Genomic DNA, 11346 nt, shown 5'->3' with positions numbered 1-11346 from the left:
AGCAACTGACTTTTAATCAGTAGGTCTCGGGTTCGGATCCCGACCGGCTCACCAATATTATCAAAGGCTTAGGCGTTTTAACCTGAGCCTTTTGTTTTTTCAGCGAGACGCTCAGCGAGACAAATCAGCGTAGCATTGCGAATATCAACCACTCACATTGACATATTACCCGGCGCCCCGCGCACGCGTAGACGTGCTGGTGCGTGTGTTATCCCCTTAACACGGCCAAGTTAGCCATCACCGCAGAACCTTTGGTGTGAAAATCCATCCCCCAAACGGCGTTGCTAATCGCTCCGGCGCTAGGATATCGTTTAAGCTCGCATTTCCCAATTAACTTGACGTTTACGCACCTCCGATTGCCAGTAACGTGTTATATTTCAGCATGTTAATCGGGCTGAAGGTGGCGGATTATGGATCACCCAGAGGGTGCACGCGAAACGGGTGATGGGCGGCTTGGTTTTGACCGCCGGGTGCGGCTGGAGTTTCATGGATCAAAGATTAGTTCTGACGGCGGTTTACTGTTGTTCCGTGCCATTCTTTCATCGCCTGCAAGAGCGGCTGGTGAGCAATAGTGTATACACCGTCACCGTTGGTTTGACCCCACATTCCGCATCGTCGGTTGATATGCGATTCCGTCAGGTCGCGCGTCAGATGCCCGTATCACGGAATAGCGGGTCAAGCAGGCTTGATTGGGGCGCAAAACAGCGACAAGATGCAGAAGAAGGCATTCCACTTGGGAAATGTCGGCTTAAGCTGCTTCGGGAAGGCGTGGTAATGGCTGAAAACCCCAATCTGGATTTTTTGGATTATTACGATGCTGATGGAAAGACCGTCTATTGCTGGAAGCGTTGGAGCCCGCAATTAAATGAAGAACTGGCATCGGAAGAGTTTTCTAGTGAGGATTTAGCACTAGATGCTTGGCGAGATAATAAACTTACTTGGAGCAAGCTTAGCGATTTGGGCGACTAATGTGATATCTTTTGACTAAACAGCTAGCGCAGACTGGTTCGTATTCGTCTTTCTCCACCCCGAGAGGCTGTTTAGGCACCGCAACACGGCCTATAGTCGGGGGGGAACCGCTAGGGGTGGATCCATCAGGTGAATGGCCCAGGGAGGAAAGCGTATTGGTCCCTGGCATCAGCCTCGAACGGGCAAAATCGTTAGACGTCGAGTTCGGCCAGAACGCCATTGTTTGGGCGGGTTATGATGCTGTCCCTCATCTCATCTCATCTTGCTGAGGAGCCCTGAGATGTCATCGCTCGTTGTTCACGTCCCGCACGCTTCCACCGCCATTCCGGATGATGTTTGGCCGGAATTTTTTGTTCCTCGATCTGAGGTTGAGGCTGAAGCGCTAACCTCGGCCGATCTCTACACGGACGAAATGGCACGGCAGGCTTGGCCGTACGCACAGATCATCGACGCGGAAGTGTCCCGCATCGTGGTTGATGGTAACCGCCCCATTGCTACCGCAGTGATTTAGCTTTGATGCGCGCCACAAGTTCGATGTCCTCCACGAAGTCGTCGAGGAACTCATGCCAGGTTTTGGTGGTGATACGAGCGGCGCGGATCATGTCGGACAGTTCTTCGATCCCTTCGTCCGTCAGCGCAGTGATGGTTTCTTCGGGTCCGACATAGACGCTGACGATGTTGCCGTAGGTCAGATTGTCGTCGTTGTAGATGATTGCTTCTAGAAGTTCTGCATCCTCGCCCAACATTTTGGCGACGTATTCGATGGTGCAAACATGGGTCACGGCAGCCATCAGGCGGGTGCTGTCAGACAAATGCGAACCATTCTAGGTTCTCAAGAAACCTCAATCTGTTAGGCTGCGCAGAGACCGCGCCACTCGGTAAGAGCGGCGGCTCGGTTCAGCTTGAAATTTGATCGGCTGTAAAGGTGGCGCTCCTTGTTGAAGTGGTTGTGGACTGAAGCGTGGACGGCGACGAATTTCTGTAAGGTTCCCATCCGCCTAAATCGAAGCATGGCCCGCTCTCTTCGTCTAAATGGCTGGTGTGAATTCTCGGCTCGATTGTTGAGCCAGCGGCCGGTTTCCTGTTTGTCCACATTGCCAATCATCTTCATCGCCGCACCGTAAGAACGTAGCTTGTCGGTGACGAAGATATATGTGCGACCATGGCATTTCATGATTTTCCTGAGGAATTTCAATGCTGCCTTGCGATTTCGGCGCTTTGTGACAAAGCTTTCCAGGACTTCCCCTTCGTGATCAACAGCCCGCCAAAGGTAATGCCTCTCGCCGTTGATTTTCACGAACACCTCGTCCAAGTGCCACTGCCAATTTGAATATGCGCGCATCTGGCTGACCCTTCTCCTGCGGATCTCTGCGGCAAAAATTGGGCCAAATCTGTTCCACCAAAACCGAACCGTTTCGTGGCTGATGTCGATGCCTCGCTCGTGCAAAAGAACTTCCACATTCCGAAGCGAAAGTGGAAACCGAACATACATCATGACGGCCAAGCGGATGATCTCTAGGCTCGTCTTGAAGTAGCGAAAGGGGCTGCGTTTTGTCATCCCACGACGCTAATTGCTCGCCCTGCCCGCCTCAACTAGTTTTCTTCTGACAGTGCCCGCGGGCGTGCTGTTGGTCGAAATCGCGTCCGCAATCCGGTCCATCAAGTCTTGGATAATGTGCTCCGCCGACAAGGTGTAGATCTCGGACTTGGCATTGATCTGGCCCGCAAACACTTGCGCATCGATGACGAGATCAGCATGGTTTTGGTGCAGGAACCGGTGGCCCGCCAACTCGGCAGTCATTGCGGCATGCCCAGTCGGGAGGTCTATGACGCACAGGATTTTACCCGTCAGCCGAGCTGCGTCACCAAGCTGCTGACGCAGGCGCCGTGCAGGATTTGAAGAGTAGCCAAACTTCAGGACCCCGCGGTCGACGAGTTCAATGCGGAACAGGTAGATGCACGACGGCTTTGAAACCCAGCTTTCGCCGCAGCGCGCGCAATCGACTTGGCGATTGTCGACGTTGACGATGGCATGATCCTGGCTGTTGCCACAGTGATGTCGGTATCGGCGATAGCCGTTTTTACCGTTGTCGGAAGAGCCAACCAAATCCCACCCACTGCCTTCGGCCTGCGCTACATATTGCGCCTCCCGGCACGTCTCGCACCCCAGCACGTGACCGCCTTGCGCTGCAATAGCGAGGCGACCGTATTGGCGCTGCACGATATGTCCGCATGCCAGTTCGACACTGGCAATCTTGTGACTGCATGGATCAGGCAGCAAGATCGTCGCGCCGGATGCCATTGCGTCATCGAAGCGCCGCATCCACAGGCAGTTCTTGCACTCCAACGCGTTGTTGACCGGCACTGATCGCCGTACTTGCTGCAGGTTCTGGCAGGTGACACACCGCAACATCATATCCGCCGATCGCCTGCCGCGGCCGATCAGCACGAAGCCTTTCTGCCGGGCGTCGTCATAGAGCCGATCAGGAATAGGTCGGCGGGTTGCAGGCGTATCCGCGCGATCTGGCGCGCGGCGGGGCATCACGCTGTAGCGGAATTCTGCCATAGGTGCGCCACCTGCGACAATGGACATTCTGGTGAGCAATGGCTATAACTTCAGAATGCTCGCACGTCTCGTCACCATGCTTTCCATACTTGCTATCACCGTGGTGACGACGGTGAATTCCGCGCATGCAGCGGGCATGGGTTCCGATCCGTATCATGCGACGCATCTCACCGAAATAATGCACTCTATGGAGGTCATGGAACTCGCCTGTGACGCTGAGCAGGCCTGTGGATCCGACGATGCCGCAATGTGTGAGTTCGTGTGCACCGGAATTTCGGCCTTCCTGACGTCGTCAGGCGCGGAAGTTGGTGTCGCCCACGCGCTTGCCGGCCATGATTCTGCGTCCGCACCAATCCACGTTGGCCGCACACCGGGACTAAACAAACGACCTCCCAAACTCCGTCTCCTCTGATTGCGCTCGGGCTGAGGCCCGCAGCGTCCCATCGGCATTTATGAACGGGACAGGATGTCCCGAGGAGACGACCATGAACATGCTTTCAAGACGCGGCTTTCTCGCCGCAAGTACTGCCGCCATTGGCGCGGCACACATGCCCCGCATAGCTTTCGCGCAGGCGGTGGCACCGATCAGCCTTGCCGCCGCGACCCGGACCCTCGATATCGACGGGCGCGCCGCTACGGTCTTTGGCCTTGCCGGCCCCGGCGGTCAGGGGCTGATCCTTGATCCTGGCCAGAGATTCTAGGTCAACCTGACCAACGATCTCGACGTTGGCACGATTATCCACTGGCACGGCCAGATCCCGCCGAATGCGCAGGACGGCGTACCGGACATGCCGATGCCCCTGCTGGCGCCGGGAGAGACCCGATCCTACGATTTCGAGGCGCGGCCAGGCACCCACTGGATGCACAGCCATGTGCCGGTCCAGGAGATGCAGCTTTTGGCGGCACCATTAATTGTGCGCTCGCAGGAGGATCTGACCGCCGACCGACAGGAGGTCGTGATGTTCCTGCATGACTTCTCCTTCAAGGCCCCCGATGAGGTTCTGGCCGAGATCAACGGTGGTCATGGCGGCGGACACGGCGCAGGCCATGGTGGCGGTGCGGTGCCCGATCAAGGCGCGCCCATGGGAGGCACGGGGGCGATGCAGGGCATGGATCATGGGGCCACTGGCCACGGCGCCATGGGCAACATGCCCGGTATGGGCGGGATGATGGGCATGGGCGGCCAGATGGGCGGCATGGCCATGGACCTCAACGATTACGACTGGGATGCTTATCTGGCCAACGACCGGACCCTGTCGGACCCTGAGGTAGTGCAAGTCGAGCGTGGCGGGCGCATCCGGCTCCGGGTTATCAATGCCGCTGCAGCCACAGTGTTCTGGATCGACACTGGCAGCGCGGAGGGCCGACTCGTCGCGGTGGACGGTCATGCGGTGCAGCCACTGCCGGGCAACCGGTTCGGGCTGGCAATGGGCCAGCGACTGGATATAGAGATCGACCTGCAGAACGAAGGCGGCGCTTGGCCGATCCTTGCGCTGCGCGAAGGCGCGCGCGAGCGCACCGGCCTGATCCTTGCCACGCCGGGTGCCGAGGTGCGGCGGCTCGATGCCATGGCGGTGTCCGAAGCGCCTGCCTTTGACAGGGATCTTGCACAGGAGTCGCGCCTGACTGCACTGGACGCCCTGCCGGATCGCCCCGTCGACCGCAGCCACATGCTGATGCTGGGCGGCTCGATGCAGCCCTATGTCTGGACGATCAACGGGGCCGTCTGGGGCCAGCACCAACCGATCACCGCGCGCAGCGGTGAACGGGTCGTTCTGTCGTTCCACAACATGTCGATGATGGCCCACCCGATGCACCTGCACGGCCATGTGTTTCAGGTCGTTGGGTTGAACGGTCGACGCGTTGCCGGTGCGCTGCGCGACACGGTTCATGTGCCGCCGATGTCGATGGTCGATATCGCGCTCGATGCGGGCGAAGCCGCGCGCTGGATGCTGCATTGCCACCACATGCCGCATCTTGCGACCGGCATGATGACAGAGTTCGCGGTCACAGCATCGGTGTAATCTGGGCGGGGCGTTTGGACAGGGTGCCCCGTCATCATGCACATGCCGACTTGACCCATGTTGTCGCAACAGTCCGCCACAATGCCCATGTAGTATTTGGCCATCACGGCACTGCTCAAATATCTTCGGAAATGAAGGAAGGGACTTCACAATGACCTATACAATCAATCGCATGATCTCGGACGCGGGTATCGATGACGTGGACGCGCGCGCGCGAAAAGCGCTGGCAGATCATGGCTTCGGTGTGCTGACCGAGATCGACGTCAAGATGACGATGAAAAGGAAGCTCGATGTCGAGATGCCGGACTATCGCATTCTCGGCGCCTGCAACCCCAAGATGGCCTATCAGGCCATCGGGATCGAGCCGCGGGTTGGTGCGATGCTGCCCTGCAATGTCGTCCTCCGCGAAGTCGAGGGTGGCGTCGAGGTCAGTGCGATCGACCCGGTGGCCTCGATGCAGGCGATCGAAAACGCCCAGCTGACGGCCGTGGCGGGCGATGTCCGTGACCTTCTGGCGAAGGCCGTCGAGGCGATCTGAGATGAGCCTGCGCGCTATCATTCTCGCAGGCCTTGCGATCCTCGGGATCGGGCTGCTCGGTCTCTGGCAGTTCGCGCCTTCGGTGTTCACCGAGGCACGCGGACTGATGGATGGCGCGCGTCTGGAGTTGCTGGTCGCACGCGCTGGTCTCTGGGGGCCGATCCTGATTGTCACACTCATGACCGTCGCGGTCGTGGCCAGCCCGATCCCGAGCGCGCCGATCGCGCTGGCGGCCGGGGCAGCCTACGGGCATGTCTGGGGCACCGTGCAGGTCGTGATCGGCGCGGAACTCGGGGCGCTGATCGCGTTCGGGCTCGCGCGGGTTCTGGGGCATGATGTGTTGCGGCGGGTGTTTGGTGATCGTGTCGATGCCGGGCTGCTCGGGTCGCAGACCGCGTTGACCGCGACGGTCTTTGCCAGCCGCCTGATGCCCTTCGTGTCCTTCGACATGATCAGCTACGCGGCGGGGCTCAGCCGCCTGCACGCCTGGCGGTTCGCACTTGCGACACTGGCGGGGATCATACCGGCAAGCTTCCTGCTCGCCCATGTCGGCGGTGAGGCGGTCAGCGGAGACCTTGGGCGCGCGACATGGGCAGTGCTCGGTCTCGGCCTTGTGACGGGGGTACCGCTGCTCTGGGTGGCGATGCGGCAAAAACCAGAAAAGGAAAACCGATGACGAGTGACTACGAGAAGAACAGCATCACCCTTTCTGGCGCAGTAGCCATGGGAACGGGTGTGATGATCGGCGCGGGCATCTTTGCGCTCACCGGTCAGATCGCCGAGCTTGCCGGGCCGCTCTTCCCGCTTTCGTTCGTCGTGGGCGCCATGGTGACCGCGTTCAGCGCCTATACCTATATCAAGATGTCGAACGCGTATCCTTCCGCGGGTGGCATCGGAATGATCCTGAAGAAAGCCTACGGACCGACGACGGTCGCGGCGGGCGCCGCACTCCTGATGGCTTTCTCGATGGTCATCAACGAAAGCCTTGTCGCGCGAACTTTCGGAACCTACACGCTGCGGGCGTTCGGCGGTGATCCGGACAGTGTCATGGTGCCTGTTCTTGGCGTCGGGCTGATCGTCTTCGCCTATCTGGTAAACGCCTCGGGCACCCGCTCCGTCGGACTTTTGTCCATCATTATGGCTGCGCTCAAGGTGGGCGGCATCGCCCTCTTTGGGGCCGTCAGTCTTTGGGCAAGCGGGATTTCCTTCGAAGCCACCGACGGCGATTTCGGTGCGACCGGCTTTGTCGCATCCGTAGCCCTGTCGATCCTTGCTTTCAAAGGCTTTACGACTATCACCAACAGCGGCGCTGAGGTCACAAACCCGCACCGCAACGTGGGCCGGGCCATTGTCTGGTCCATCGCAATTTGCGTCGTGGTCTATCTGCTGGTCGCCTTCGCAGTCGGCTCCAGCCTTCCGCTCGACAGAATCGTCGCGGCGAAAGACTACGCGCTGGCCGAGGCCGCCGAACCCTCCCTCGGACAGACAGGCTTTTACCTTACGGTGGTGCTGGCGCTGGTCGCCACGGCGTCTGGTCTGATCGCCAGCGTGTTCGCGGTCTCGCGGATGCTGGCGATGCTGACCGACATGAAAATGATTCCGCACAGCCATTTCGGGATGCCGGGTACGATCAAGGATCACACGCTCGTTTACACCGTCGTGATCGCGGGCTTCCTGACGGTCTTCTTCGACCTAAGCCGAATCGCCTCGCTTGGAGCTTTCTTCTATCTCGTGATGGACATGATCATCCACTTTGGCGTGTTCCGGCACTTGCGCGAGGAGATCGGCGCGAAGGGATGGGTGTTGTCGACGGCGATCGCCCTTGATGCTGTCGTACTAGCCGCTTTCGCCGCGATGAAATGGCAGTCCGACCCGCTCATCGTCGTGATCGGCGTTGTCGGCATGGCGCTGGTGTTCTTGTTCGCGGGCGTTTTCCTCGCGCGCAATCCCGCTCCCGAAGGCGATCACGACCGTCACTAAAAAAGTGCTTGAGCTTCCAGCCCTTGGAAGGCGCAAGCTGAAACAAGAGATCGAAAGGCTGGCAGACCATGGAGCACGATCACCATCAAGCGGCACCCGACATGCGCTCGGGGACCGAGACGGCGAAGGATCCCGTCTGCGGGATGACAGTCGTGGTCAAGCCCGACGGACGTCACGCGGAGTTCGAGGGGAGAGCTTTCCATTTCTGCTCGGAGAAGTGCCAGACGAAGTTCAAGGCAGATCCGTGGTTCTACGCTTCAGATCGCGCGGAAGGACGAGAAAAGCCCGCCCCAGCCAACGCACAGTACACCTGCCCGATGCATCCCGATATCGTCCGCGATGCGCCGGGGGCTTGCCCCATCTGCGGCATGGCGCTGGAGCCGATGGTCCCCTTGGACGAGCCGAGCGAGGAGCTGGCCGACTTCACCCGACGGATGTGGATCTCGGCGGCAGCGGCAGTGCCGCTTGTCATCCTGACAATGGGAGAACTGGTGGCTTTGCCCGTACGCGACTGGGTCGGACACCAGACCGCAAGCTATCTGGAATTCATGCTGGCAACGCCAATCATCTTCTGGGCCGCCTTGCCGTTCTTCAGACGTGGCTGGGACTCGGTGGTAAACCGCAGCCCCAACATGTGGACACTGATCAGCCTTGGCGTCTCGGCGGCCTATGCCTATTCGCTGTTCGCGACCTTCCTGCCGGGCATCTTTCCCGAACAGTACCGGATGGGCCACGGCGTAGGGACCTATTTCGAGGCGGCAGTGGTAATCGTGACGCTGGTCTTTGTGGGTCAGGTGCTTGAGCTGCGGGCGCGCGAACGCACCGGAGATGCGATCCGCACGCTGCTGGACCTCGCGCCCAAGACGGCGCGGCGCATCCTGTCCGATGGCACGGAATATGACGCCCCACTGGAGAATATCATGGAGGGCGACCGGCTGCGCCTGCGCCCCGGCGACGCGGTCCCTGTCGATGGCGTGGTGATCGAAGGCCAATCGTCTCTGGATGAAAGCATGCTGACCGGTGAGTCGATGCCCGTCGAAAAAGGTCCGGGCGATCCGGTGACCGGGGCCACGATCAACAAAAACGGCAGCCTCGTGATCGAGGCGGGCAAAGTCGGCGCCGACACCGTGCTTGCGCAGATCGTGACAATGGTCTCGAATGCGCGCCGGTCGCGCGCGCCGATCCAAGGGCTGGCGGACCGGGTCTCGGCGGTGTTTGTGCCGACGGTAGTCGCCATCGCCATCATTGCCTTCGTCGTCTGGATGATTTTCGGCCCCGAACCCGCGCTGGTCTTCGCCATAGCATCGGCGGTATCTGTGCTGATCATCGCCTGCCCCTGTGCACTGGGGTTGGCGACACCTATCTCCATTACCACGGCAGCAGGGCGCGGGGCGCAAGCGGGCGTGCTGATCAAGGATGCCGAGGCGCTGGAGCGCATGGCAGGTGTCGATACGCTGATCGTAGACAAGACCGGTACCCTGACCATGGGCAAGCCAAAGTTGACGGATACCGTGGCGCTGGCGGATATGGCAGAGATTGACCTGCTGTCGCTGGCAGCGGCACTGGAGCGCGGGTCGGAACACCCCTTGGCCGAAGCTATCGTCGAGGGGGCAGAGGCGCAGGAAGCACCGCAGCAAGAGGCCACGGACTTCGAGGCCGTCACCGGCAAGGGCGTGCGCGGCACGGTCGGCGGACGCGCGGTGGCACTCGGCAATGCCGCAATGATGCGCGAGATGGAGCTGGATACGGGCGCGGCCGAAGAACAGGCCAACACCCTGCGTGCCGAGGGCAAGACAGCGATGTTCATTGCCGTCGATGCTGCGCTCGTCGGCATCGTGGCGGTGGCTGACCCGATCAAGGACAGCACCGCGCAAGCTATCAAGGAACTTCACGCCCAAGGGCTGCGCGTCATCATGGCGACAGGTGACAACGAACGCACAGCGCAGGCAGTCGCGGGCAAGCTCGGGATCGACGAGGTGCGCGCAGGCATACTGCCCGAGGCAAAAAAGGACCTGATTGATCAGTTGCGCCGCGATGGTCACAAGATTGCAATGGCAGGCGACGGCGTGAATGACGCGCCCGCCCTGGCTGCTGCAGATGTTGGCATCGCCATGGGAACTGGCGCAGATGTGGCGATGGAAAGCGCAGGTATCACCCTGCTGGGTGGCGACCTGATGGGGATCGTCCGGGCGCGCAAGCTTGCCCGCGCCACCCTGCGCAACATCAAGCAGAACCTGTTCTTCGCCTTCGCCTACAACGCGCTTGGCATCCCTATCGCAGCGGGGCTGCTTTACCCTGTCACTGGCCTTCTGCTCTCGCCGATGATCGCAGCGGCGGCCATGAGCCTGTCTTCGGTCTCGGTGATCACCAATGCTTTGCGACTGCGGCGGGTCGATCTATGACCCGACGGCACACGACACACATCAGAAAGGAAAACCATATGACCCAAGATATGATTTCTCGCCGAAAGATACTGGTCGGAGCGATGGTACTTGTGGCCGCATCGCCCCTCAGGGCGCTGGCACAACGCGTTGGGCCAGCGATCCATGTGATGAAGGACCCGAGCTGCGGCTGCTGTTCCGCATGGATCGATATCCTGGAACAAGACGGTTTCGCCGTCACGACCGAGGACAGCCTCGGTGAAGGTTTTCTGATGCGGGTCGCGGCGGAACGCATCGCACTCGCGCGACAACGACCCGCGTTAGGAAACCTCCCAAGGAGGAAGCTGCGGGGGTCTTGGATAGACCTATGGGGAAAGAGTGCAGTCGTTTGGGGCGACGGCTGTGTCAGGGGTTCGGCTGAAGGTGCGCGTGCTGCCTGAGACGGTCACTGAAGTGGTCGAATATGCAGGTATCGCTTTGCATATTGCCGTGCCTGTCGTCGGTTTTTGCGCTGAGGATCGATATGCGCATACGGGCTGAGCCGGGTCTGCGGGGTGCAGCCGGTGGCGTTGTCCGGGATATGACAGGCGGTGTGTCATGCCGCCTGCTCCCGTGGTGGCGCGCGCGACATCGGTTTCTCGCCACGGCGGAAGATCTCGATGATGCGCATGGGGCCGCCGCAGCAGGGGCATGGTTCGCGCAGGGTGAGTGGGATGATCTCGGCGTCGGGTCCTGACAGGGTTGCCTGTCCGGTCTGCTGGACACACAGCAAGGCGCGGATCTTTGTGATGTTGGCCTTGCGAGCCGAGCTGGCCAGCAGGCCGTAATGTCGGATGCGGTGGAAGCCATCAGGCAGCACATGGATCAGGAAGCGGCGGATGAACTCGG

At 60.2% G+C, this 11346-nt stretch carries 12 protein-coding genes and 1 pseudogene; 9 read left to right on the top strand and 4 right to left on the bottom strand.

All coding sequences use genetic code 11. From position 1 onward, the window contains the following. Positions 1–486 precede the first annotated feature (486 nt). The 3 genes from QZ196_RS15965 to QZ196_RS15960 all read left to right on the top strand — a co-directional run bounded on the left by QZ196_RS15965 (position 487) and on the right by QZ196_RS15960 (position 1480). The gene (locus QZ196_RS15965) at positions 487–969 is read left to right on the top strand and encodes a hypothetical protein (protein ID WP_296428213.1); all 483 of its coding nucleotides are present in this window, start codon (positions 487–489) and stop codon (positions 967–969) included. A gap of 116 nt (positions 970–1085) precedes the next feature. Next, complete coding sequence (locus QZ196_RS17620; protein ID WP_366510990.1) at positions 1086–1238, top strand: DUF3293 domain-containing protein; 153 nt, start codon at positions 1086–1088, stop codon at positions 1236–1238. A gap of 11 nt (positions 1239–1249) precedes the next feature. Further along, positions 1250–1480, top strand: coding sequence for an N-formylglutamate amidohydrolase (locus tag QZ196_RS15960; RefSeq protein WP_296428211.1), 231 nt, complete (start codon positions 1250–1252; stop codon positions 1478–1480). On the opposite strand, the gene QZ196_RS15955 is transcribed toward QZ196_RS15960, so the two are convergent. The 3 genes from QZ196_RS15955 to QZ196_RS15945 are packed head-to-tail and all read right to left on the bottom strand — an operon-like array spanning position 1464 to position 3535. Beyond that, entirely contained in the window at positions 1464–1781 is a 318-nt protein-coding gene (locus QZ196_RS15955) for a hypothetical protein (RefSeq protein ID WP_296428209.1), read from the bottom strand. The genes QZ196_RS15960 and QZ196_RS15955 overlap by 17 nt on opposite strands. A gap of 38 nt (positions 1782–1819) precedes the next feature. After that, a complete protein-coding gene (locus tag QZ196_RS15950; protein WP_296428207.1) occupies positions 1820–2527 on the bottom strand; it encodes an IS6 family transposase in 708 nt (235 codons plus the stop codon). A gap of 9 nt (positions 2528–2536) precedes the next feature. Beyond that, positions 2537–3535: a hypothetical protein gene (locus QZ196_RS15945; RefSeq protein WP_296428205.1), complete on the bottom strand. Its 999-nt coding sequence runs from the start codon at positions 3533–3535 to the stop codon at positions 2537–2539. Between the two features lie 19 nt (positions 3536–3554). On the opposite strand from QZ196_RS15945, the gene QZ196_RS15940 reads away from it, so the two are divergent. The 6 genes and pseudogenes from QZ196_RS15940 (at position 3555) to QZ196_RS15915 (ending at position 10479) form a co-directional block, all read left to right on the top strand. After that, complete coding sequence (locus QZ196_RS15940) at positions 3555–3947, top strand: hypothetical protein (RefSeq protein ID WP_296428204.1); 393 nt, start codon at positions 3555–3557, stop codon at positions 3945–3947. 73 nt (positions 3948–4020) lie between these two features. Beyond that, positions 4021–5559, top strand: a pseudogene (locus QZ196_RS15935) (multicopper oxidase domain-containing protein). A gap of 151 nt (positions 5560–5710) precedes the next feature. Next, the gene (locus tag QZ196_RS15930) at positions 5711–6097 is read left to right on the top strand and encodes a DUF302 domain-containing protein (RefSeq protein ID WP_296428202.1); all 387 of its coding nucleotides are present in this window, start codon (positions 5711–5713) and stop codon (positions 6095–6097) included. A 1-nt stretch (position 6098) separates the two neighbouring features. Further along, a complete protein-coding gene (locus tag QZ196_RS15925) occupies positions 6099–6773 on the top strand; it encodes a VTT domain-containing protein (protein WP_296428200.1) in 675 nt (224 codons plus the stop codon). Continuing rightward, the gene (locus QZ196_RS15920; protein ID WP_296428198.1) at positions 6770–8077 is read left to right on the top strand and encodes an APC family permease; all 1308 of its coding nucleotides are present in this window, start codon (positions 6770–6772) and stop codon (positions 8075–8077) included. The genes QZ196_RS15925 and QZ196_RS15920 overlap by 4 nt, the downstream gene beginning before the upstream one ends. A gap of 68 nt (positions 8078–8145) precedes the next feature. Continuing rightward, on the top strand, positions 8146–10479 hold the full coding sequence (locus QZ196_RS15915; RefSeq protein ID WP_296428196.1) for a heavy metal translocating P-type ATPase: 2334 nt from the start codon (positions 8146–8148) through the stop codon (positions 10477–10479). Positions 10480–11053: 574 nt separating this feature from the next. Here the strand turns inward: QZ196_RS15915 and QZ196_RS15910 are convergent. Then, on the bottom strand, positions 11054–11346 hold a 293-nt coding region (locus QZ196_RS15910; protein WP_296428194.1), incomplete at its 5' end, for a transposase.

The organism is Yoonia sp. (genome assembly GCF_017854565.1).
GTDB lineage: Bacteria > Pseudomonadota > Alphaproteobacteria > Rhodobacterales > Rhodobacteraceae > Yoonia.
This window is presented reverse-complemented; position numbering and strand designations above follow the sequence as displayed.

Bases quoted from the DNA above. Each gene is read 5' to 3' on its own strand.
- QZ196_RS15940 (WP_296428204.1), top strand. From the start codon at position 3,555: ATGGACATTCTGGTGAGCAATGGCTATAACTTCAGAATGCTCGCACGT.
- QZ196_RS15950 (WP_296428207.1), bottom strand. From the start codon at position 2,527: ATGACAAAACGCAGCCCCTTTCGCTACTTCAAGACGAGCCTAGAGATC.
- QZ196_RS15925 (WP_296428200.1), top strand. From the start codon at position 6,099: ATGAGCCTGCGCGCTATCATTCTCGCAGGCCTTGCGATCCTCGGGATC.
- QZ196_RS15965 (WP_296428213.1), top strand. From the start codon at position 487: ATGGATCAAAGATTAGTTCTGACGGCGGTTTACTGTTGTTCCGTGCCA.
- QZ196_RS15920 (WP_296428198.1), top strand. From the start codon at position 6,770: ATGACGAGTGACTACGAGAAGAACAGCATCACCCTTTCTGGCGCAGTA.
- QZ196_RS15945 (WP_296428205.1), bottom strand. From the start codon at position 3,535: ATGGCAGAATTCCGCTACAGCGTGATGCCCCGCCGCGCGCCAGATCGC.
- QZ196_RS15960 (WP_296428211.1), top strand. From the start codon at position 1,250: ATGTCATCGCTCGTTGTTCACGTCCCGCACGCTTCCACCGCCATTCCG.
- QZ196_RS15915 (WP_296428196.1), top strand. From the start codon at position 8,146: ATGGAGCACGATCACCATCAAGCGGCACCCGACATGCGCTCGGGGACC.
- QZ196_RS15930 (WP_296428202.1), top strand. From the start codon at position 5,711: ATGACCTATACAATCAATCGCATGATCTCGGACGCGGGTATCGATGAC.